Origin of the sequence: Paenibacillus kobensis NBRC 15729 (assembly GCF_004000825.1) — a bacterium.
Taxonomy (GTDB): Bacteria; Bacillota; Bacilli; order Paenibacillales; family Paenibacillaceae; genus Paenibacillus_T; species Paenibacillus_T kobensis.
In genome coordinates, this window is record NZ_BILZ01000047.1 from 1 (window position 1) to 22857 (window position 22857).

Annotated in this window: 18 protein-coding genes; all 18 read left to right on the forward strand. The window is 54.3% G+C overall.

Features of this window, described 5'->3' with window-relative positions:
• Positions 1-352: 352 nt before the first annotated feature.
• The 18 genes from mraZ (at position 353) to sigE (ending at position 22458) form a co-directional block, all read left to right on the forward strand.
• Complete coding sequence (gene mraZ / locus PKO01S_RS21530) at positions 353-790, forward strand: division/cell wall cluster transcriptional repressor MraZ (RefSeq protein WP_127533502.1); 438 nt, start codon at positions 353-355, stop codon at positions 788-790.
• Positions 791-836: 46 nt separating this feature from the next.
• A complete protein-coding gene (gene rsmH / locus PKO01S_RS21535; RefSeq protein ID WP_127533503.1) occupies positions 837-1787 on the forward strand; it encodes a 16S rRNA (cytosine(1402)-N(4))-methyltransferase RsmH in 951 nt (316 codons plus the stop codon).
• A 112-nt stretch (positions 1788-1899) separates the two neighbouring features.
• Complete coding sequence (locus tag PKO01S_RS21540) at positions 1900-2316, forward strand: FtsL-like putative cell division protein (protein WP_127533504.1); 417 nt, start codon at positions 1900-1902, stop codon at positions 2314-2316.
• 9 nt (positions 2317-2325) lie between these two features.
• Positions 2326-4578, forward strand: coding sequence for a penicillin-binding protein (locus tag PKO01S_RS21545; RefSeq protein ID WP_127533505.1), 2253 nt, complete (start codon positions 2326-2328; stop codon positions 4576-4578).
• Between the two features lie 133 nt (positions 4579-4711).
• Positions 4712-6670 carry a stage V sporulation protein D gene (locus PKO01S_RS21550; protein WP_127533506.1) on the forward strand — a complete coding sequence of 653 codons (1959 nt, stop codon included), beginning with the start codon at positions 4712-4714 and terminating at the stop codon, positions 6668-6670.
• 161 nt (positions 6671-6831) lie between these two features.
• Complete coding sequence (locus PKO01S_RS21555) at positions 6832-8319, forward strand: UDP-N-acetylmuramoyl-L-alanyl-D-glutamate--2,6-diaminopimelate ligase (protein ID WP_127533507.1); 1488 nt, start codon at positions 6832-6834, stop codon at positions 8317-8319.
• The gene (locus PKO01S_RS21560) at positions 8316-9746 is read left to right on the forward strand and encodes a UDP-N-acetylmuramoyl-tripeptide--D-alanyl-D-alanine ligase (RefSeq protein ID WP_127533508.1); all 1431 of its coding nucleotides are present in this window, start codon (positions 8316-8318) and stop codon (positions 9744-9746) included. The genes PKO01S_RS21555 and PKO01S_RS21560 overlap by 4 nt, the downstream gene beginning before the upstream one ends.
• Positions 9747-9761: 15 nt before the next feature.
• Positions 9762-10724 carry a phospho-N-acetylmuramoyl-pentapeptide-transferase gene (gene mraY, locus PKO01S_RS21565; RefSeq protein ID WP_127533509.1) on the forward strand — a complete coding sequence of 321 codons (963 nt, stop codon included), beginning with the start codon at positions 9762-9764 and terminating at the stop codon, positions 10722-10724.
• 99 nt (positions 10725-10823) lie between these two features.
• Positions 10824-12278 carry a UDP-N-acetylmuramoyl-L-alanine--D-glutamate ligase gene (murD, locus tag PKO01S_RS21570; protein WP_127533510.1) on the forward strand — a complete coding sequence of 485 codons (1455 nt, stop codon included), beginning with the start codon at positions 10824-10826 and terminating at the stop codon, positions 12276-12278.
• A gap of 46 nt (positions 12279-12324) precedes the next feature.
• Entirely contained in the window at positions 12325-13422 is a 1098-nt protein-coding gene (gene spoVE / locus PKO01S_RS21575) for a stage V sporulation protein E (RefSeq protein WP_127533511.1), read from the forward strand.
• A gap of 7 nt (positions 13423-13429) precedes the next feature.
• Positions 13430-14536 carry an undecaprenyldiphospho-muramoylpentapeptide beta-N-acetylglucosaminyltransferase gene (gene murG, locus PKO01S_RS21580; RefSeq protein ID WP_127533512.1) on the forward strand — a complete coding sequence of 369 codons (1107 nt, stop codon included), beginning with the start codon at positions 13430-13432 and terminating at the stop codon, positions 14534-14536.
• A gap of 218 nt (positions 14537-14754) precedes the next feature.
• A complete protein-coding gene (gene murB / locus PKO01S_RS21585) occupies positions 14755-15660 on the forward strand; it encodes a UDP-N-acetylmuramate dehydrogenase (RefSeq protein WP_127533513.1) in 906 nt (301 codons plus the stop codon).
• A 15-nt stretch (positions 15661-15675) separates the two neighbouring features.
• Positions 15676-16962, forward strand: a complete 1287-nt coding sequence (murA, locus tag PKO01S_RS21590; RefSeq protein ID WP_127533514.1) for a UDP-N-acetylglucosamine 1-carboxyvinyltransferase — start codon at positions 15676-15678, stop codon at positions 16960-16962.
• Between the two features lie 196 nt (positions 16963-17158).
• Positions 17159-17926 carry a cell division protein FtsQ/DivIB gene (locus PKO01S_RS21595; protein ID WP_127533515.1) on the forward strand — a complete coding sequence of 256 codons (768 nt, stop codon included), beginning with the start codon at positions 17159-17161 and terminating at the stop codon, positions 17924-17926.
• A 208-nt stretch (positions 17927-18134) separates the two neighbouring features.
• On the forward strand, positions 18135-19388 hold the full coding sequence (gene ftsA, locus PKO01S_RS21600; RefSeq protein ID WP_127533516.1) for a cell division protein FtsA: 1254 nt from the start codon (positions 18135-18137) through the stop codon (positions 19386-19388).
• Between the two features lie 15 nt (positions 19389-19403).
• The gene (gene ftsZ, locus PKO01S_RS21605) at positions 19404-20537 is read left to right on the forward strand and encodes a cell division protein FtsZ (protein WP_127533517.1); all 1134 of its coding nucleotides are present in this window, start codon (positions 19404-19406) and stop codon (positions 20535-20537) included.
• Between the two features lie 194 nt (positions 20538-20731).
• Entirely contained in the window at positions 20732-21700 is a 969-nt protein-coding gene (spoIIGA, locus tag PKO01S_RS21610; protein ID WP_246070674.1) for a sigma-E processing peptidase SpoIIGA, read from the forward strand.
• Between the two features lie 35 nt (positions 21701-21735).
• Positions 21736-22458: an RNA polymerase sporulation sigma factor SigE gene (gene sigE / locus PKO01S_RS21615; RefSeq protein WP_127533518.1), complete on the forward strand. Its 723-nt coding sequence runs from the start codon at positions 21736-21738 to the stop codon at positions 22456-22458.
• The last annotated feature ends 399 nt before the right edge of the window (positions 22459-22857 follow it).

Here is a 22857-nt window from a genome sequence, read left to right on the forward strand (position 1 = left end):
AGGGAGAGCCTTTGAGGGTTTGGGTGGGTAGGGAGAGCCTTTGAGGGTTTGGGTGGGTAGGGAGAGCCTTTGAAGGTTTGGATGTTACGTGGGAGTCCAGAGGGCGCGGGCCCTTTGATCACTTGTATTTCGGGAGTCCAGAGGGCGGAGCCTTCGGAAATAGCCTCCGGAGTCCAGAGGGCACAAGTCCTCTGGCGCCCCCGCCCAGGGCGGGTTATATAATTTACTACCTAAAATTTATTGCGATATTATCAAAAAGGAGAAGGATTTTTATTTTAGGTGGCGAATAAGTGTGACTTAGTGGTGAAAAGTGGGGCGATGTGGTGAACTTGGGGGAAGGAGTGGAGCGGTCGTGTTCATGGGCGAGCATCAGCATAGCATTGATGACAAAGGCCGTCTCATTATTCCAGCCAAGTTTCGAGATGAACTAGGTTCTACTTTCATCGTCACAAGAGGTTTGGACAACTGCTTATTCGTGTATCCGATGAGCGAGTGGAGTGTGCTCGAGCAGAAGCTCAAAGCGCTGCCGCTGATGAAATCGGACGCACGCGCCTTTACCCGCTTTTTCTTCTCAGGGGCTACAGAATGCGAGCTCGATAAACAGGGAAGGGTAAATTTGCCGAAGCATCTGTGTGAATATGCCAAGCTGGATAAGGATTGTATGGTGCTGGGTGTGTCAAGCCGCGTGGAAATATGGAGCAAAGAAACTTGGTCGGGCTATTACGAACAGTCTGAACAAGCCTTTAACGAAATTGCCGAGAAGCTCGTCGATTTCGATATTAACTTTTAGAAGATACTCATCTTAGATTAAGCAGCAGGAACGGGAGGTTTGCCGCGTGTTTCAACATGTAACAGTGCTCATGGAAGAAGCGATAGAAGGGCTGGACATTAAGCCGGACGGCATTTATGTCGATTGTACGCTTGGCGGAGCAGGACATAGCTCGGGGATCGTATCAAGGCTTGGCGAAGGCGGCCGCTTGATCGCGTTCGACCAGGATGAATGGGCGCATGATAACGCGCAAGTCAGACTCGGGCCTTATATGGATAAAGTGACGCTGGTCAAAAGCAACTTCAGATATCTCGAGCAGAAGCTGCTCGAATGCGGTGTGCCGCAGAAGGACGGTATTCCTCAGGTTGACGGCATTTTATTCGATCTGGGTGTATCGAGTCCGCAACTGGACGAAGCAGAGCGGGGCTTTAGCTACAATCACGATGCGCCGCTGGATATGCGAATGGACCGCGGAATCGCACTGACGGCCGGAGACATCGTGAACACGTGGGACGAGCGTGACATCGCGCGTGTGCTCATCGAATATGGCGAGGAGAAGTTCGCCCGCAAAATAGCGAAAGTGATCGTTGCCGCAAGAGCGGAAGCGCCGATCGAGACGACGGGTGAACTCGTAGAGCTGGTGAAAGCAGGCATTCCTGCGGCAGCTAGACGAACGGGAGGCCATCCGGCGAAGCGGACGTTCCAAGCGCTGCGCATTGCCGTTAATGACGAGCTGGGCGCCGAAGAAGATGCGCTGGAGCAGGCGGTTCGTTGCCTGAAGCCAGGAGGCAGAGCTTCGGTTATTACGTTCCACTCGCTCGAAGACCGGATATGCAAGCAGACCTTCGCGCAATACCTCGAGAAATGCACATGTCCTCCGGACTTCCCGATGTGCGTATGCGGCGGTAAAGGGACGCTGAAGCTCGTCAACCGGAAACCGATTGTACCAAGCGAGGAAGAACTGGAAGCGAATCCGCGAGCCCGTTCAGCGAAGCTGCGGGTAGCCGAGAAGCTGTAAGCAGAGCGGAAGAATAACGAACGACGGAAACCGTAATCAACTGTACCTCAAGCAGTGAACATAGAATAGAGCCGGCAAACGGCGGACCGTATGAATGAGAGGGGGATCACGAATGGCTTATACGAATGGAAATCTGGCGCTTCAACCGAAGAAGAAGCCGCAGCAGCAACAGAAACAGCAACAGCTCTACCGGGATACGAAACGGACTGTCGTTGTGAAGAAGACGTTGCCTACTAAGGAGCGTCTGCTCGTCATGCTAATGATCGCGGCTGCTGTATTCGTCGCGTTCATTGTCATTTACCGAAGCTCGCAAGTATACGAGATGAAGTATGAAGTGAAGCAATTGACCGATCAGCAGTCGAAGCTGACGACCGAACTTGGCGACCTTCAGCAGATGGTTCAGACGATGAAAGATCCGAAGACGATCGCAGAAGCGGCCGAAGCGCAAGGTTTCTATTACCCGAATAACGAAGAAGATGCAATCAAAGTACGCAAAAAAGACACCGAGACGGAACTTGCAAGAAATTAGGTGACGGATATGAAGAGAAGAATTCAACTGCGCGTGCTGTTTTTGATCGGGGGGCTAATTACCCTCCTTTTTGTTGTCTTAATCGGCAGGTTGTACTGGGTCCAGGTTGTGAAAGCGGACTTCTGGCTCGGCAACGCCGAGCAGTATTGGGCGGCATCGGAGAAGCTGGTCGCCAAGCGCGGCGAGCTGACGGACCGGAACGGCGACGTGTTGGCAATGGACGGGAAATCCTATACCGTAGCTGTTAGCCCGGAGCAGCTGGATAAGCTAGGTATCGTCGATAAGGTGTCGATCAAGCTTGCTCAACTGCTCGGGATGTCAGAGACGTCCATGAAACAGATCGCAACGGCGCGTAATCCGGATAAGGGCAATGCGCTGTATGCGCAGCGCGAGGTTCGTCCGAAGGGCTGGAAGATCGATAAAGAACTGGGCGACAAAATCGAAGCATTCAAGAAAGAGCTGTCGGACGTAACAGGCAGCGTGGACGTCGGCATTTACTTGATGAATGAAACCAAGCGCTATTATCCGAAAAATACGATGGCGGCGCAGCTGCTAGGCTACGTCGATAAGGAAGGCAAAGCGAACTATGGATTGGAATCGTTCTTCGACACAATGCTTCGCGGCGAGGACGGTTACCGCAAGTACCAGAAGGACGGCAATCGGATTCAGCTGGACGGCGGATCGGTCGACTATAAGCCGGCCCACGACGGCAAGAATGTGATGCTGACGATCGACTCGGAGATTCAGAACTATGTCGAGCAAGCGATTCAGAAAGCGTACGACAAGTACAGTCCGAAGAGTATTACAGCTATCGCCGTCGATCCGAATACGATGGAAATTCTCGGTATGGCGAACCTTCCTAGCGCGAATCCGAACTATTATTGGACCCAAGATGCTGCAGGCTTTTATAACCACGCGACCCGTTCGTTATATGAGCCAGGCTCGACGTTCAAAATCGTAACGCTCGCCGGCGCCGTGCAGGAAGGGATCTTCAATCCGAATGCGACCTACATGTCCGGTTCCATTCGTGTGGCAGACCGGACCATTCGGGATATCAAGCGCGGCGGTTGGGGCCCCATCACTTATCTTGAAGGATTGAAGCGGTCGAGTAACGTTGCGTTCGTCCATCTCGGTTACGAGGGCCTCGGCGAGGACAAGCTGCGCAGCTATATTACGAACTTCGGCTTCGGTGCGAAGACGGGCGTCGAGCTTCCCGGCGAACTCGTCGGCTCGATCAAGTTCCACTATGCGAGTGAGATTGCGACGGCAACGTTCGGTCAGGGTGTATCGGTAACGCCGATTCAACAGGTAGCGGCCGTATCGGCCGTCGCGAACGGCGGCAAGCTTATGAAGCCGCTTATCGTCAAGCAAGTCGAGGACCCGGTAACGGGGAAGATTGAAGTTCGCAAGCCGGAAGTCGTCCGGCAGGTCATCTCGCCTGAGACGTCCCGTAAAGTAAGCGAGTATTTGGAGCAGGTCGTATCCGACCAAGAAATCGGTACCGGTAAGAACGCCTACATCGAAGGCTATCGTGTCGCCGGCAAAACAGGCACGGCCCAAAAGTGGGACAATACGGCTAATGGCGGCAAGGGCGATTGGTCAGATGATAAATTCGTCGTATCGTTCATCGGCTTTGCGCCGGTCGGCAATCCGAAGATTTTGGTCTATGTCGTCATTGACGAGCCGAACGACAAGTATGTCGGCGGCGGTGCCGCGGCTGCTCCAGTATTCAAAGAGATCGTTCAGCAAAGCTTGCGCCGCATGGGCATAAAGCCGCAACTGACAGCGGCGGAAGAAGCGGCTAATAAGAAGGAAGAAGCCGGAGAAGACAAGAAAGCGCCGACGATTGAGGTGCCGGATTTGAACGGCTTGAGTGCGATAACGGCAAAGTCGAAGCTGCAGGGCAATGGCATGCAATTCGTCGTGGTCGGCAACGGGAAGAACGTTGAGCAGCAAATTCCGCGTGCAGGGTCGGTCGTGCCGACAACCCAGCGGGTCTATCTGATTACGGAGAAGAGAGACAAGCTGACCGTTCCGGATTTGAAAGGTCTGTCGCTGCGCGATGCGATGGAGGTCAGCACGCTGCTCGGTATGAAGACGGTCACAGAGGGCGAAGGCTATGTCGTCTCTCAGACGATGGCGAAATTAAAAGGCGAACGGGTGCTGAAGCTGGTGCTCAAGCCGCAAAGCAACGATAACAGCGAGTCGTCCGGCAGCGGAAAAGCGCCGGACGGTTCGACCGCTGCCGCTGGCGGCGGCTGATCCGACAAGCCCGGCGCTCTATACGAGCGCGGGCTTGTTCTATTGCTCCCTTGTCCCGAATACGATGGCTGTAAGCGGCGTACGGTCTGTCCGATCCGGACGGCATATGCTGCCCGGAAGGGGGACAAGGGAAGTGAAAGTATCCAATGTGACCGTACGAAGACGAATGTATGTCGCGTTGATCTTCGGCATCGTCGCATTCGCAGCATTGATCGGGCGTCTTGCTTACGTTCAACTGTGGAAGGGCGAGGAGTTGGCGGCCAAGGCAGAAGATTCGTGGCGCCGCGAAGTGCCGTTCACCGCGAAGCGAGGTGAAATATTAGACCGCAACGGCGTTCGCCTTGCCTACAATATTAGCTCGCCGACAATCTGGGCTGTGCCGGTCCAGATTAAAGATAAGGAAAAGGCTGCCCGCGAGCTTGCGCCGGTGCTCGGCATGACGGCAGAGAAGCTTCTGCCGATGCTGAAGAAATCGGAACGGATCGTGCAGGTGAAGCCTCAAGGCCGCAAAATTACGTTGGAAAAAGCGCAGCAAGTGCGTGAACTCGCCATTCCGGGCATTATGATCGGCGAGGACAATAAACGGTTCTATCCTTACGGGACGCTCGCTGCGCATGTGCTTGGCTTTACGGGCATCGATAACCAGGGACTGACGGGCGTCGAGGCGAAGTACAACAAATATTTGGAGGGCATTCAGGGCAACGTCGCTTACCTGGCAGACGCTGCGGGCAATCTGATGCCCGGTTCTGGCGATACGTATAATGCGCCGAAAGACGGCCTCAATCTGCAGTTGACGATAGACAAGCAGATTCAGACAATCATGGAGCGGGAACTCGATGCTGCGATGGCGAGGTTGAATCCCGATCATATTATCGCTATCGCGATGAATCCGAACAACGGTGAAGTGTTGGCGATGTCGAGCCGGCCGACGTACCAGCCGGATCTGTACCGCGAGGTTCCGGCCGAGGTATATAACCGGAACTTGCCGGTATGGATGACCTATGAGCCGGGCTCTACGTTCAAGATCATCACGCTAGCTGCAGCGATCGAGGAGAATAAGGTTAATTTGACGAACGAGCGGTTCTTCGATCCGGGCGCTGTCGAAGTCGGCGGGGCGAGGCTGCGCTGTTGGAAGAAAGGCGGCCATGGCAGCCAGACGTTCCTAGAGGTTGTGCAAAACTCCTGCAACCCGGGGTTTGTCGCACTCGGCCAGCGGCTTGGCAAAGAGAAACTGTTCGAATATATTCGCGGCTTCGGCTTCGGGACGAAGACGGGCATCGATATTAACGGCGAGGAGAACGGCATTCTGTTCAAACTGAGCCGAGTCGGTCCTGTCGAACTGGCAACGACTGCTTTCGGGCAAGGCGTATCGGTCACTCCGATCCAACAGATTACAGCCGTTGCCGCAGCGATCAATGGAGGCACGCTGTATAAGCCTCACTTGGCCAAGGGGTGGATCAATCCGGAAACGGGCGAAACCGTGGAGTCGTTCGATCCGGAGCCTGTTCGCACCGTTATTAGCGAATCAACCTCTAAGCAAGTCAGAGAGGCGCTTGAGAGCGTCGTAGCGCAGGGGACAGGCGGCAACGCCTTTATTGACGGGTATCGGGTTGGCGGCAAGACCGGTACGGCCCAGAAGGTCGTGAACGGCCGCTACTCGCCGAATGAGCATATCGTTTCGTTCGTCGGCTTCGCGCCAGCGGACGATCCGCAAATTATCGTCTACCTGGCTGTCGATAATCCGCAGGGCATCCAGTTCGGGGGTGTCGTAGCAGCGCCGATTGTACGCAATATTATGGACGACTCGCTGCAGTACCTCGGCATTCCGCCAAGAACGAAGCAGATCGAGAAGGAATATAAGCTTGGCGAGAACAAAATCGTAGCTGTGCCGAATTTGGTCGGCAAGACCGTTTCCGATATTTATGAAGATATGAATATGAATTTTAATCTGGCAACAGCTGGAACAGGCACGACGGTTATACGTCAAGCTCCGGCCGCCGGCACGCGCGTAGAGAAAGGCTCCACCATTCGGATATACTTAGGAAGCGAAGACATGATAGAAGACGGTACTGACGGCCATTCTCACCCTTAATATGGAAAATAATGCGGCGCCTGACTCAAGTTATGGACGGGCGCCGCAAAGGAATGGTTGAAAATCGGTTGAGATCGATCATAATGGTGTAATAACGACAGTAGTAAAAGAGAATGATGTCGATCCATGATAGTTCGTGATGACGGAAGGGGATGCACTTTATGACGCTTAATGAAATTGCGCAATGGCTTGCAACTGCATCGGTAGATGGAGACGGCGGCATTCAGATAACGGGGCTGGAGGACGATTCCCGCAAAGTACAGCCGGGCACCTTGTTCTTCTGCGTACCTGGATATAAAACCGACGGGCACGACTATGCGGGGAAGGCAGCTGAGAATGGTGCGGCAGCGCTCGTCGTCGAGCGTAAGCTTGACATCCCGCTGCCGCAGCTCGTCGTGAAAAGCAGCAGGCTGGCAATGGCCGTCATCGCAGACCGGTTCTACAGCCATCCGAGCCGCAAGCTCCGGTTGATCGGCGTAACCGGTACGAACGGAAAGACGACGACGACGTATTTGATCGAACGGATTATGGCTGATGCAGGCCGCTCTTCGGGCGTCATCGGTACAATCGAGACCCGGTATGCGGGACGTACGGTTCCGATGTCGGGGACGACGCCAGGCGCTCTCGAGCTGCAGCGCCATCTTGCCGATATGACGGAAGCGGGAGTGGAAGTGTGCGCGATGGAAGTGTCGTCGCATGCGCTCGATCAAGGACGCGTTCTCGGCTGCCGGTTCAAAACGGCCGTGTTTACGAACTTAACGCAGGATCATCTCGATTATCACCATACGATGGAAGAGTATGCTGCGGCCAAGGGGCTGCTGTTCTCGCGGCTGGGCAACGAGTTCGGCTCAACAGAAGATGAGCGCAGCTATGCGGTGCTCAATGCAGACGATGCGGCTTCTGCAATCTTCGCTAAGTTAACGGCTGCGGAGACCATTACATACGGGATTGATGCTTCAGCCGATGTCCGCGCATCCAACATTCGCATTACGTCGAAAGGCACGTCGTTCCGCCTTCACTCCTTCCGGGGCGATGCGGACATTTCAATTCGAATGGTTGGCAAGTTTAATGTATATAATGCTTTAGCTGCATCTTCCGTTGCTCTGCTGGAGGGGCTGCCGGTTGAGCAAATCAAAGCCAGCTTAGAGGCGCTGCCAGGTGTGCCTGGCCGCGTTGAATCGGTCGATGCGGGACAGCCGTTCGCTGTGGTTGTCGATTACGCGCATACGCCGGACGGGCTTGAGAATGTGCTTCGCGCCGTGAAGGAGTTCGCGGAGAAACGGGTTATTACCGTATTCGGCTGCGGAGGAGACCGCGACCGGACGAAGCGGCCGATCATGGGCAGCATCGCGGCGAAGTATTCTGATATTAGTGTCATTACGAGCGACAATCCGAGATCGGAAGAGCCAGGTGCCATCCTGCTCGACGTAGAGGAAGGGCTTAAGGCTGACGGCGTTCCGAAGGAACGGTACGTGATGATTGTCGACCGCCGGAAAGCGATTGAAAAAGCGGTTGAAATGGCAAGCCCGGGCGATGTAGTATTGATTGCGGGGAAAGGTCATGAGACGTATCAGTTAATCGGCGGGGAAACGTTCTCGTTCGACGATCGTCTTGTGGCCGAAGAAGCGATAAGGGGAACGGTATTGTGATTAAACGAAATTTGGGGCAGGTAGCCCGAATGTGCGGCGGAACATTAGCCCATGGAGAACGGGACTCGCACATCGAGATTCAAGGCGTGACGAGAGATTCCCGTACGGCAGGAGCAGGCGAGCTGTACGTGCCGCTCATCGGAGAAAATTTCGACGGCCATGAATTTGCGGCGGAGACGCTTGTAAAAGGAGCAGCGGCATCGCTCTGGGAGGAAGGCTGTCCTGTGCCGGACGAATTGCAAGAGGCTCCGCTCGTTCTTGTGCCGGACACGCTGTCGGCGCTGCAGCGGCTCGCATCCGCGTACCGCGATGAGCTCGGTTTGCGGGTTATCGGCATAACGGGTAGCAACGGCAAGACGACGACGAAGGATTTGACGGCTGCGGTGCTCGGCACCGTGTTCCGCGTTCATAAAACGGAAGGCAATTTGAACAATCATATCGGGGTTCCGCTTACGATTCTTCAGCTTGACGAGACGGTTGATACGGCTGTGCTCGAGATGGGCATGAGCGACTTCGGCGAGATCGAACTGTTGACAATGATCGCTTCGCCGGATGCTGCGATCATTACAAACATCGGCGACGCCCATATGCAGCAGCTCGGGTCGCGAGCCGGCATTGCACAGGCGAAGCTGGAGATTGCAGCCGGACTGAAGGAGAGCGGAGCGTTGATATTCAATGGTGACGAGCCGCTTCTTCGGGAACGGCTGGATTCGTTGGAGCTGTCTGAAGGAGCGGAGCTTATTCCGTTCGGCAGCGCTCCCGACTGTTTGTGGTCGGCAGCTAACGTATCAGTGAGCTTTGACTCGTCGACATTCGACGTCGTCTCGCCGTTACTGACGGCAGACGAAGCCGAGGTGCTGCGCGGTGTTGTACTGCCTGTACCAGGTGAACACAACGTCATGAACGCGCTGGCGGCAATCGCGGTTGCATACCGGTTCGGGGTGCCCGCGGCTTCCATTCGGGATGGCCTGGCTAAGGTCGTATTGACGGGTATGCGAATCCAACCGGTGAATGCATTCAACGGCGCCAAGTTGCTGAATGATGCGTACAATGCGAATCCGACGGCAGTAAGAGCGGCCGTCGACCTGGTCGAGCAGTTGAACGGCTACCGCCGCAAATGGGTCGTGCTCGCCGACATGCTGGAGCTTGGCGAGGAAGAGATAGAGATGCACCGCTCCGTCGGTGCATACGTAACGCCTAAAAAGGCGGATGCCCTGCTCACATGGGGACCGCTTGCGCAATATATTGCTGAGGGAGCATCCGGGGCTTTCGCGGCCGACGGCCGCGCGGACGACATCCGCCATTTTGAACAAAAGGAAGAGCTGGCGGCATGGCTGCGGGAGCAGCTGCAACCGGGCGATCTTGTGCTTGTCAAAGGGTCGCGCGGCATGCGTATGGAGCAAGTCGTCCAAGCTTTGGAGAGCTGACGGGGGGGTGAAACTATGGACATAAAGGTCATATTGCTTACGATTGGAGCTTCATTTCTTCTAGCGGTGCTGCTGGGGCCTTTGTTCATCCCTCTTCTGCGCCGAATGAAGTTCGGGCAGCAGATCCGGACGGACGGCCCGCAAAGCCATCTGAAGAAGCAAGGGACGCCGACAATGGGCGGCATCATCATCATGCTGGCCCTGTTGCTCGCTTTTCTGAAATTTTCCGATAAGACCGACGAGTTCTGGGTGCTGCTTGTCGCATCGCTGGGGTTCGGGCTAGTCGGGTTTCTCGACGATTATATCAAGATCGTATTCAAGCGCTCGCTCGGACTTACGGCGAAGCAGAAGCTGGCCGGTCAATTGCTGTTCAGCGTTATCGTCTGCGTGCTGTTGAACCGGATGGGCCACAGTACAGAGATCGGCTTGCCGGGGACGGATTTCTCGTTCGATCTAGGTTGGTTCTATTATGCTTTCGTTGTCATTATCATGTTCGCGACGAGTAACTCGGTTAATTTCACGGACGGCCTGGACGGCTTGCTTGCGGGCACGAGCGCGATAGCATTCGGCGCTTTCACGATTCTAGCTCTGAGTGTTAATGAGTATGAATCGGCCGTATTCTCGGCTGCTATGATCGGCGCGGTGCTAGGCTTTCTCGTATTCAACGCACACCCTGCGAAAGTGTTTATGGGCGACGCAGGCTCACTGGGCATCGGCGGCGGCTTAGCCGCAGTTGCCATGCTGACGAAGATGGAACTTATTCTAATCATTGTCGGCGGCGTCTTCGTGTTCGAGATGCTGTCGGTTATTATTCAAGTCACATCGTTTAAGCTGCGCGGCAAGCGGGTGTTCAAAATGAGCCCGATCCACCATCACTTCGAATTGTCAGGCTGGTCGGAGTGGCGGGTCGTCACGACGTTCTGGATCGCGGGCTTCATTCTGGCGGCCATCGGTCTTATCGTAGGTAATGCGTTCTAAGGCAGTACAAGTGAGCCCGCCGTCCTTTCGCTTGCCGAGAGGACGGCGAAGCCGTTTTCAGATACAAGTCATGATTCGATAGAGAGAGAGGTCAAGCATATGGATCACCCGTCATTGTACCGCGGCCGCCGTGTCGCTGTACTCGGTCTTGCGAAGAGCGGCGTCAGCGTCGCGAAAGTGTTTCATCAGCTCGGCGCGGACGTCGTCGTTAACGATAAGAAGGACCGGGAGCAAAGCCCGGAGGCAGCAGAACTGGAGGCATTAGGCATTCCGGTTATTTGCGGCTATCATCCGGACGATTTCGTTACGGCAGATACGGCTCTGCTCATTAAGAATCCAGGCATTCCGTATTCGGCGAGCCCGGTGCAGCAAGCGGAGGCGCACGGCGTTGAGATCGTGACGGAGGTGGAAGTCGCTTATTTCCTGTCGCCGGCGCCGATGATCGGGATTACCGGCTCGAACGGCAAGACGACAACGACGACGTGGATCGGCGAATTGCTTAAGGGAGCGGGAATGGCTCCGATCGTGGCAGGGAATATCGGAACTCCTCTGTGCGAGGCGGCTCAGCAGGCGAAGGAGAGCGACATTATCGTAGCGGAGCTGAGCAGCTTCCAACTGAAAGGAACGACGGCTTTCCGTCCGCGTGTCGCGCTGCTGCTTAACGTCGTCGAGACGCATTTGGATTATCATGGCGGAATGGACGATTATGTTACATCCAAGGCGAAGTTGTTCGCGAATCAATCGGCTGATGATACGGCAGTCCTGAACTGGGATGATAAGACGTGCCGGGCCATCGCTGAGCGAATTAACGCGCGTCTGCTGCCGTTCTCGCTGATCGAGACGCTTCCTCACGGTCTCTATATTGATCCGCCGTTCCCGGCGGAATCCGATGAGCCGCAGGACGGTCAGGGTGAGGTTGAAGCGGAAGAAACGCTCCGCTCCATCATCTATGCATCCGGTGACGGAGAAAAGTCGGTCATTCTGCCGGTTACAGAGCTCGGCATACCGGGCAGACATAATGCGGCTAATGCGATGGCGGCCATAGCTGCAGCGATTGCTGCGGGCGCGCCGCTGGAAACGCTCGCCGGTCCGCTTCGTTCGTTCCGGGGCGTGGAACATCGTCTCGAATTCGTATGCGAGCGCAATGGCGTGTCGTTCTATAACAACTCCAAAGCGACGAATCCCGTCGCCACGATTACCGGGTTGAAGTCGTTCCCGCTTGAACGGGTCGTCCTTATTGCAGGCGGCCTCGACCGCGGCTCGGACTATATGGAGCTGCTCCCTTGGTTCAGCGGCCTGAAAGCGTTAGTGGCGCTTGGCGAAACGCGCAACAAGCTTGCGCATGTGGCTGGCCTTGCAGGTTTAACCGCAGTTGAAACGGTCGAACCTGAAGAGGACGCCGAAGCGACGCTGCAAGAGGCGGTACGGCGCGCTGCTGCGCTGGCCGGCTCCGGTGATGTCGTTCTTTTGTCGCCTGCATGCGCTAGCTGGGACATGTTCAAGTCCTATGAGCAGCGCGGGCGCATTTTTAAACAATCGGCGCATACCTTGTAAATAGGGGGCATGTCCCTACTATTGACGGTTCAGAGGTGTCAGCGCGATGGCAAAAGCACGGTCCGCCCCGGACGTATGGATGATCGGTTCGATAGCGTTAATTTTGACAATCGGCATCGTAATGGTGTACAGCGCTAGCGCTGTTCTCGCCTTTCATGAATTCGGAGACAAGTTCTATTATGTGAAGCGTCAGCTGTTGTTCGCCGCTCTTGGCGTTGGCGCGATGATTTTCACCATGAATTTGGACTATAGCATTTGGAAAAGGTGGGGAGGCATCGGCCTGCTCATCTGCTTCGGCTTGCTTGTCATCGTATTGATTCCCGGCGTAGGCGTCGTTCGCGGCGGTGCGCGGAGCTGGCTCGGCATCAGCTCGTTCGGCATCCAGCCGTCGGAGTTTATGAAGCTTGCCATGGTTATTTTTCTGGCCCGCTGGCTGTCCGATAATCAACAGAAGGTAACGCATTTTACCAAAGGATTGCTGCCGCCGCTCGGTTTCATGGGAACGGCATTCGGCCTTATTATGCTGCAGCCTGACCTCGGCACCGGTGCCGTCATGGTTGGCGCGTCGCTGCTTATGATTTATTCCGCAGGCGCTAGACTGAAGCATCTGGGCTCGTTTGCGCTCGTCGGTGTAGCGGGGCTTGTCGTCCTGATCGCCATTGCGCCTTACCGGCTTCAGCGGATTACCGCGTTTCTTGATCCGTGGCAGGATCCGCTGGGAGCCGGCTATCAATCGATTCAATCGCTGTATGCCGTCGGACCCGGCGGCTTGATCGGACTTGGGCTCGGCATGAGCAGGCAGAAGTATAATTATTTGCCGGAGCCGCAGACCGACTTCATCTTCTCGATTCTTGCGGAAGAGATGGGCTTTATCGGCGGTACGCTGCTGATCTGTCTATTCTTGGTGCTCGTCTGGCGCGGAATCCGAACGGCGATTGCATCTCAGGATACGTTCGGAAGCTTGCTGGCGGCAGGCATTATCGGCATTGTCGGCGTACAAGTGTTGATTAATATAGGCGTCGTCATCGGCATGATGCCGGTTACCGGCATTACGCTGCCGCTAGTCAGCTACGGGGGCTCTTCGCTCACGCTGCTGTTGACGGCGCTTGGCATTTTACTTAATATATCCCGTTATTCGAGGTGACGAGTTCATGCGTATCGTATTGACCGGAGGAGGGACTGGCGGACATATTTATCCCGCAGTCGCCGTCGGCAGACAGGCTCAAGAGGAGGCGGGTGCCGAATTATTATACATTGGCACGACGCGCGGGCTGGAGAGCCGGATCGTACCGAAGATGGGCATCCCTTTCGAAGCTGTTGAAATTACCGGCTTTAAGCGGAAGCTGTCGCTGGATAATGTGAAAACAGTGCTCCGGTTTATGAAAGGCGTCAGGAAAGCGAAGCGGCTGCTGCGCGAATATAAGCCGGATGCCGTCGTCGGCACGGGCGGTTACGTATGCGGTCCTGTCGTGTATGCGGCAGCGAAGCTCGGCATACCGACGCTTATCCATGAGCAGAACGTCATCCCAGGGTTGACGAACCAATTTCTAGCCCGCTATGCGGATTGTGTAGCGGTCAGCTTCCCGGATTCCGAGCGCTACTTCAAACGTGCGAAGCGGACGGTTTACGCCGGAAACCCATGCGCGACGAACGTCATGCGCGCAGATGCGGATAAAGGGCGGACGTCGCTCGAGCTTAAAGGCGCGCAGCAGATCGTACTCGTGTTCGGCGGCAGCCGGGGCGCGAAAGCGATCAATGAAGCGATGTATGCGATGGCGGCGAAGCTGGATAGGCTGCCAGGCGTACACTTCGTGTTCGTGCCCGGCGAGATTTATTACGAAGATGCGCTTGACCGGGTAAAGCCGTTGCCGGCTTACAAGAACGGCCAGCTGCATATCGTGCCGTATTTGCACAATATGCCTGACGTTCTTGCCGCATCTTCGCTCGTCGTGTGCCGTGCCGGCGCTTCGACAATTGCAGAGATGACGGCGCTTGGCATCCCGTCGATTCTTATTCCGTCGCCGAACGTAACGAACAATCATCAGGAGGCGAACGCGCGCAGCTTGGTCGATGCCGGAGCGGCCCGGATGATTCTCGAACGGGAGCTGAGCGGCGACCGGTTGTTCGACACGGTTGCTTCTATGCTTCAGGACGGGAAGAGATTGTCCGAGACTGGGCATGCAGCCCAGAAGCTCGGGATGCCGGACGCAGCTGTGACGATCGTTAGCGAGCTGCGCAGACTGCGTGCTCACCGCTAATTGCATCATGATTGAATAATCGTTTAATTATAGAAACGTGGCACCGCTTAGGCGACTGTCACACTCCATATGCCGGGGGCATAAGATACGTTATAAATCGCGACCGTTACCGTGCGGAACGATTTGTACAACGTATTCGATGCGCTCGGCAGCGCCGCGTTTTGAGACACTATGATCGGGACGCGGCTTTCTACGGACAGAAGGGGAGGTACGACTCAATGGACGCAATTATGGCGGAATTGGAGCAAAACGGATGGGGAAAAGTTTTGTTCCAGGAACCGCTTGCCAAACATACAACTTGGAAAATCGGCGGCCCCGCTGATTGTCTAATTATACCGAACGGAACCGAAGAACTTGTGTCGACCATCCGTCTGTTGAATGAACACGGCATTCCTTGGACCAGCTTGGGACGTGGCTCGAACATGCTCGTATCCGATAAGGGCATTCGAGGCGTCGTCATTAAGACGGGAGCAGGTCTTGATTTCGTGCAGTTCGACGGAAAGACTGTTCGTGCCGGCGCAGCTTATTCGTTCATCAAGTTGTCGGTCATGTCGGCCAAGGCGGGATTGACTGGACTGGAATTCGCAGGCGGAATTCCAGGAACGGTCGGCGGCGCGGTCTACATGAACGCAGGTGCGCACGGATCGGATGTGTCGCGTATTTTCAAATCGGCTGTCGTTGTTCGGGAGACAGGAGAAATCGTGACGTACGGACTGGAGGATATGGCGTTCTCTTACCGCCATTCCATCCTCCACGAGCAGCAGGGCATCGTTGTTGAGGCGACGTTTGAACTTGAGGAAGGCGACCGCGCTCAGATCGAATCGGTTCTGGCCGCATACAAAGAACGCAGGCTGAATACGCAGCCGCTGCAGCTAGCCTGCGCGGGAAGCGTCTTCCGGAATCCGCCGGGCGATTTTGCCGCTAGACTCATTCAAGAAGCCGGACTTAAAGGGCTTCGCGTCGGCGCCGCCGAAGTATCTCCATTGCATGCCAATTTCATTGTCAATACCGGGCAAGCGAAAGCCGAAGACGTTCTCACCCTAATGGCGCAAATTAAGCGCACCGTCCAAGACCGCTACGGCATCGAGCTGGTGCCGGAAGTATTGGTGGTGGGTGAGCGGTAATTCGGAGGTGATACATTGGACAAATTGGTGATTGAAGGCGGGAAACCTCTCTCAGGAACCATTGCGATCCAAGGAGCGAAAAACGCCGCTTTGCCGATACTGGCCGCAAGCATGCTCGTTAGCGGCACTGTAACGATCGACCATGTGCCGAAGCTGCTCGACATCGATGTCATGCTGAGCATATTGCGCGATCTTGGCTGCAAGGCTGACCACATTGGAGATACGGTCGTGCTCGACACGTCGTCGGCGCATTCGCCGCACGTGCCGGAAACCCTTATGCGCCAAATGCGTTCTTCGATTTTCCTCATGGGACCGCTGCTCGCACGCTTCGGAGAAGTTCACGTTTATCAGCCTGGCGGCTGTGCAATCGGTGAACGCAAAATCGATCTTCATTTGTCGGGACTTGAGGCGCTTGGGGCGACGATTACGGAGTCGGGCAACAAGATGATATGCCAGGCCGACAAGCTGATCGGAGCCGATATCCACCTTAGCTTCCCAAGCGTCGGCGCAACAGAGAACATTATGATGGCGGCCGTTCTTGCCGAAGGCCGCACGACGATCAACAATGCAGCCCGAGAGCCGGAAATTCAAGATTTGCAGCGGTTCTTGAACGCAATGGGAGCGCGCATTATCGGCGCAGGCACCGATACGATTACGATTGAAGGCGTAGAGATGCTGACGCCTTGCCGGTATCAGGTCATCCCGGACCGAATCGTGACAGGCACGCTTATGGTTGCCGCAGCGGCTACTAGAGGTCAGGTCGTATTGCAGAATACGAATCCGTCGCATGTATCTTCTCTCATTCACGTCTTGCGCAGGTCTGGTGTTCAGGTGTTAGCTGACGGTGATATAATAAAAGTAAACGCCACATCGCGTCCCAAAGCGATTGAGCGCATCGTAACGTCGCCTTATCCGGCATTTCCGACGGATTTGCAGTCGCTCGTAATGGTGCTTCTAACGCTGGCCGACGGGGTAAGTATCATGAAAGAAACGATTTTCGAAGGACGCTTCAAGCATGTGGGCGAGCTGACACGCATGGGAGCAGATATAAGGGTCGATATGAATGCGGCGTTCATCCGCGGCGTGCCGAGACTGTATGGCGCAACCGTAGAAGCGACTGATCTGCGCGCAGGAGCGGCGCTCGTTATTGCGGGCCTTGCCGCGCAAGGGCGAACCGTCGTCGAGCAGGTGCATCATATTGATCGAGGCTATGATCGTATCGAACAAATGCTTACCCATTTAGGAGCCCGCGTTAGCCGCTATACGCCAGTACCAGACGACAGGGCGGTAACGAACGGCTGATGACGGGAGCAACAAGCCGGCGTCCCTCGCGCAAGCTGCGGAAGCCGGATGCTTTTGACCACATAGGAAAGTTTACGATCACTATTGTTTTCAGGTGAGATGGACTTTCCTATTGGCGTTAAAACCTGCCTATAGACGCGGCCGCTCATCACTGAACGGCCGCGATAGAGGTTTTCTCACAAAGGAAGGGACAAGCATGAAACAACCGATGCCCGTTCTGCGGGAACCCGTGATCAAGCGCCGCGGCGGCCGCAAATTGAAAATCGTTTTATTGCTGCTTTTTATCGTTGTATTGTCGGTATTATTCTTTAACTCCTCTATAAGTGAAGTTTCCAGCGTAAACATCGAAGGTGAACGGTTTATCAGCCAAGATGTCATTCGGAAGACGGCTGGCATTTCGGCCGGCGATGCTTTCTTCGGCTTTACGGAGAGTTCGATTGAAAAGAAGCTGAGCACGAATCCTGCCATCGAGCATGCGGAAGTGACGAAGAAATTTCCGGGTGATGTCCGAATTCATGTTCAAGAGTATGCAGCTGTCGCTTATGAGTTGTCGGCCAAAGGGGAAATTATGGCCATTCTGTCGAATGGGACAAGCGTTAGTGCGACAAATGGCGACTTTGTTGTCGATAAACCGTTGCTGTCAGGCTGGAAACAAAAGGATCCGGTGAAGACAGCGCTTTCGAAGCAGTTGGCTGCAATTACGGCACAGCAGTTGTCCGATTTATCTGAAATTAGGCCCGATCCGACGAAAGCATATCCCGACCGCATACGAATTTATACAAGAACCCGATTCGAGGTCATCACAGCCGTGTCTGTGCTGGCGGAGAAATTGGAGACGCTCAACGCGGTTACAGAGACGCAGGAGCCCGGCAAAGTTACGATGCTGCTGGCCGATACGTATGAACCATATATTACGGATCAAGCAGAAAATATGGAATCTATTGAAAAAGAGTCTACTCAATAGCGCCAATCGATGGTAAAATTTTAGTTATGGATTCAGGCAGGTCGGGACTCGGCCGCTTATTGGAGCAGTCTTTCGGCTGCTGGAAATTGGAAGCTGCAAAAGTGTCGAAAATTTTGTAGAAAAAAGAGGAAAGCCGTCATTCATGTTGAATATGTAGATTGTTAAAGACTGAATGTCCTACTTTCTGTTGAAATGGAGGTGCCGCGCGATGAGCAACAACGATATCATCGTCAGTTTGGACATCGGTACATCCAAAATTCGTGCTATTATTGGTGAAGTGACGAATGGAACCATTAATATTATTGGAGTTGGATCTGCCGACTCGGAAGGAATACGCAAGGGTGCTATCGTCGACATCGATCAAACCGTACGGTCGATTCGCAGCGCAATCGATCACGCTGAACGAATGGTCGGCATTCAAATAGACGAAGTATATGTTGGCATCCAAGGCAATCATATCTCATTACAAACGAATCACGGTGTAGTAGCAGTATCGAATGAAGACCGAGAGATCGGTGAGGAAGATATCGAGCGTGTCATGCAGGCGGCGCAGGTCGTTGCATTGCCGCCAGAGCGCGAAATCATCGGAGTTGTACCGAAACAGTTTCTAGTTGACGGTTTGGAGGGAATTTCTGATCCGCGAGGAATGATCGGCGTTCGTCTCGAGGTGGAAGCTACGATCATAACCGGGACGAAGACATCGTTACATAATTTGATGCGCTGCGTAGAGAAATCCGATCTGCAGATTGCGGACCGCGTTCTGATGTCGCTTGCATCCGGCTCGATGTCGCTGACGAAAGACGAGAAGTCGATCGGTACGGCGCTTATTGATGTCGGGGCAGGATCTACGGGCATTTCGATTTTTGAAGGCGGCGGACTTGTCGCTTCGTCTACGCTTCCAGTTGGCGGCGAGCATGTGACGAACGATATTTCGTACGGATTGCGTACCCATGCCGAGCAAGCAGAGAAGATTAAACTGAAATTCGGCTGTTCGCTCGTGAGTGACGCGGCGGAAGACCAGAAGTTCAAAGTGATGCGGATGGGCAGCAATGTAGAGAAAGAATTTTCGCAAGTGGATTTGGCGAACATTATTGAGCCTCGGATGCAAGAGATATTCCATCTTGTTCGGCAGGAAATTAGACGACTCGGCTATGGCGATAAAGTGCACGGCTACGTGCTGACAGGCGGAGCGGTCTCGATGCCGGGAACGCTTGGACTAGCCCAGCAGGAGCTGGAATCGTCGGTCCGGATTGCAGTTCCGGACTTTATCGGTGTGCGTGATCCCGCATTCAATAATGGCGTAGGCATTCTTTATTACGCCTTGCGAATGGCACGCAACCGGAGCATGTCCGTTTCAACGAAGAAAACGGCATCCCGCAAAACAACGACCAGCAGCGTCTCAGCATCGCCGAAACCCGGATTGTTCGAGAAACTCAAAAATATATTTAGCGAATTCATTTGATCGGGGGAAACGGAGATGTTGGAGTTCGACATGGATATGGAACAACTAGCACAAATCAAAGTAATCGGCTGTGGCGGCGGCGGCAGCAACGCCGTTAACCGGATGATTGAGAACGGCGTTAAAGGCGTCGAGTTTATTACGGTGAATACAGACGCTCAAGCGCTCCATCTGGCGCATTCGGAACATAAGCTGCAGATCGGGGACAAGCTGACGCGCGGACTTGGTGCGGGAGCGAATCCGGAGGTTGGCAAGAAAGCAGCGGAAGAGTCCCGCGAACTGATCAGCAACACGCTTAAAGGCGCGGACATGGTATTCGTAACGGCAGGCATGGGCGGCGGTACGGGCACAGGCGCTGCTCCTGTCATTGCAGAGATCGCACGCGAGTGCGGCGCGCTGACTGTCGGCGTCGTCACGCGTCCGTTCACATTCGAAGGACGCAAACGTTCCGGGCAAGCTGACAACGGCATTGAAGCACTGAAAGAAAAAGTCGATACGCTGATCGTCATTCCGAACGACCGCTTGCTCGAGATTGTCGACAAGAAGACGCCGATGCTGGAAGCGTTCCGGGTTGCCGACACTGTATTGCTGCAAGCTGTACAAGGCATTTCCGACTTGATCCAAGTTCCGGGTCTGATCAACCTCGACTTCGCTGACGTGAAGACGATTATGACGGAGCGCGGTTCGGCCCTGATGGGAATCGGCATGGCATCGGGAGAGAACCGTGCGGCTGAAGCTGCCCGCAAGGCGATCATGAGCCCGTTGCTTGAGACGTCGATCGACGGCGCACGCGGTGTCATTATGAACATTACGGGCGGAGCGAACTTGTCGCTTTACGAAGTGAACGAAGCGGCAGAAATCGTTATCGCAGCATGCGATCCGGAAGTGAACATGATCTTCGGCGCTATCATCGACGAAGATTTGAAAGAAGAATTCAAAGTTACGGTTATTGCGACGGGGTTCGAGCATAAGATTCCTGAACCGGTTCGCCGTCCGAGCACGCCTACGGAATCGACAGAGTCGCGTTCTGCGGCAACGTCCTCCTCTTCGTCCTCGTCGGCCAATTCGACGAGATCGTACGGCGCACCGACGTCCAGCGACCAATTAGACATTCCAGCTTTTTTGCGGAACCGCCCGCGCGGTGACCGTTAATTAGCTACTATCAGGTATAAAACATTAGCCATTCACGGGCGGAGCATCCGCTTGTGAATGGCTTTTTTGCGAGTCAAGGCGCATCAAGTTACGACAAAAAAAGATCGTCGCGAGCGTCATGAATAGACAGACATTGAAATACGATTACAATATACTAGTCTCAATCGTTCCTGCTGATATACGGACGTACGGCCGTGAGGCAAGGAATTGGCGGGCAGGTGAACGTCCTGGCGATATACGTAGACGTACTTTTTATGAGGGAGCTGTTAATTGACGGAGCACTGCTGCTCGTAACTGCTTGGGTTAGAGGGATTCGTGCCGCTTGGTATCGCATTGTCGGAGCAGGCGCTGTCGGCGCCCTATATGTCGCCTTGTTGTTCGTTCCGTCATTGTCGTTTCTTTATACGTTTCTGTTCAAGGTTGGAATATCGGTCATTATGCTTCTCATTGCTTTCGGTTATGGCGGATTACGCGCGTTCGCGAGGACGTTAGCCGCTTTTTACGCCATTAATTTCATTGCGGCCGGCGCTGTACTCGGGTTTTATTATTTGATCATGCAGCAAGGCTCGAATGCGCTATGGCGTGGACTGCAGTTTATCGATGGCGGTATTCGTTCTGAAATGAAGACAGGGTTTATTTTTGTCGGATCGGCTGTCTGTGTTGGTCTGTATATTGCACGATCGGTCATCGTCCAGCGGCGTGAGAAGTCGCTCATTCAAGCGCATGTTGCGCGGATGAAAGTAACGATTGGCCAGAAGGAATATGAATGCGAAGGGTTAATCGATACGGGCAACCAATTGTATGATCCGCTGACGCGGACGCCGGTGACGATCATCGAGGCGTCGCTGCTGGAAGCGGATTTGCCGTCTACTTGGATGAAAAGAATACGCGAAGCCGAAGTTGATAAGCTTGTGATTGGAGATTCGGCGGAAGATGAGTTTGTATGGCAGGACCGGCTGCGGCTGGTGCCTTACCGGGGTATAAACCGCGGAACGCAGTTTATGCTCGCATTGAAGCCGGATGCCGTTACCGTTCAATTAGGAGAAGAGACCATCGTCACCCGCAGGGCATTGATTGGTCTGGACGGCGGACAATTGTCATCGGACCGCGCGTACCGGGCAGTCATCCATCCGTCGATGGCGGAGCGGAGCGGCGGGGCGTAACGGCGCACACCATCTTGACGGGGAGGCATGAAGCCATGCTAGTGAAGTGGAAACTGATTCTTCAGCTATATTATTATCGCGTTCTGTTTTTATTCGGACTAAAGAGCGATGAAATTTATTATATCGGCGGCAGCGAAGCGCTTCCTCCTCCGCTGACCCGTGAAGAAGAAGAATATTTGCTTGAGAAGCTTCCTTCCGGAGATACGGCCATTCGGGCTATGCTTATTGAACGCAATTTGAGGCTCGTTGTGTATATTGCCCGCAAGTTCGAGAACACGGGCATACATATCGAGGATTTGGTGTCTATCGGCGCAATCGGGCTGATTAAGGCAGTCAACACGTTTGATCCGGAGAAAAAGATTAAGCTTGCCACTTATGCTTCCCGCTGCATCGAGAATGAAATCCTTATGTATCTGCGCCGGAACAGCAAGACGCGCACGGAAGTTTCATTCGATGAGCCGCTGAATATCGACTGGGACGGCAATGAACTGCTGCTCTCGGATGTACTCGGGACAGAGAATGATACGATCTACCGGAATATTGAAGAACAGGTCGACCGCAAGCTGCTTCATAAAGCGCTCGACAAGCTCACGGAGCGGGAGCGAATCATTATGGAGCTTCGCTTCGGCCTCGCCGACGGTGAGGAGAAAACGCAGAAGGATGTTGCCGATCTGCTTGGCATCTCACAGTCGTACATCTCTCGTCTGGAGAAGCGGATCATTAAACGGCTGCGCAAAGAATTTAATAAGATGGTTTAGAAGAACTGCCCGTCCGGCTCTCGCCGGCGGGCAGTTTTGTTGTTAGTAGGATGCTGCTGGCGTCGGACTGTACCTTAGGTGTTCATATCCTTCTAGGATGCGTGTTACATGTCGCTAACCGTGCCCTTGGTGGCAACATGCACCAAGGGAACAGGTGCGACCCAGCGGGCTGCGCCCTAGGTGTATTTACGCACCCTGGATTCACTTGCGGGCGACGGATTGGAGTGGTAAGAGTTCTTACGAACCGTAGAGACGCTAATTGCACGGAATGACCTCTTTTCAAAATCTAACGAATCCAGGAAGCGTTATTGGTCTTGAAATTGCTCGAAATCGGATAAAAACGATGAAATAGAGCTTCTGAGGTTCTTTATCTTCAGAAAACCGCCCTAAACAGCTGAA

What these genes read in the sequence shown, in the direction of transcription:
- mraY (WP_127533509.1), top strand. Translation starts at nt 9,762, where the DNA reads ATGGACATAAAGGTCATATTGCTTACGATTGGAGCTTCATTTCTTCTA.
- PKO01S_RS21595 (WP_127533515.1), top strand. Translation starts at nt 17,159, where the DNA reads ATGAAACAACCGATGCCCGTTCTGCGGGAACCCGTGATCAAGCGCCGC.
- sigE (WP_127533518.1), top strand. Translation starts at nt 21,736, where the DNA reads ATGCTAGTGAAGTGGAAACTGATTCTTCAGCTATATTATTATCGCGTT.
- PKO01S_RS21555 (WP_127533507.1), top strand. Translation starts at nt 6,832, where the DNA reads ATGACGCTTAATGAAATTGCGCAATGGCTTGCAACTGCATCGGTAGAT.
- PKO01S_RS21540 (WP_127533504.1), top strand. Translation starts at nt 1,900, where the DNA reads ATGGCTTATACGAATGGAAATCTGGCGCTTCAACCGAAGAAGAAGCCG.
- spoVE (WP_127533511.1), top strand. Translation starts at nt 12,325, where the DNA reads ATGGCAAAAGCACGGTCCGCCCCGGACGTATGGATGATCGGTTCGATA.
- PKO01S_RS21545 (WP_127533505.1), top strand. Translation starts at nt 2,326, where the DNA reads ATGAAGAGAAGAATTCAACTGCGCGTGCTGTTTTTGATCGGGGGGCTA.
- ftsA (WP_127533516.1), top strand. Translation starts at nt 18,135, where the DNA reads ATGAGCAACAACGATATCATCGTCAGTTTGGACATCGGTACATCCAAA.
- murG (WP_127533512.1), top strand. Translation starts at nt 13,430, where the DNA reads ATGCGTATCGTATTGACCGGAGGAGGGACTGGCGGACATATTTATCCC.
- murD (WP_127533510.1), top strand. Translation starts at nt 10,824, where the DNA reads ATGGATCACCCGTCATTGTACCGCGGCCGCCGTGTCGCTGTACTCGGT.
- murB (WP_127533513.1), top strand. Translation starts at nt 14,755, where the DNA reads ATGGACGCAATTATGGCGGAATTGGAGCAAAACGGATGGGGAAAAGTT.
- ftsZ (WP_127533517.1), top strand. Translation starts at nt 19,404, where the DNA reads ATGTTGGAGTTCGACATGGATATGGAACAACTAGCACAAATCAAAGTA.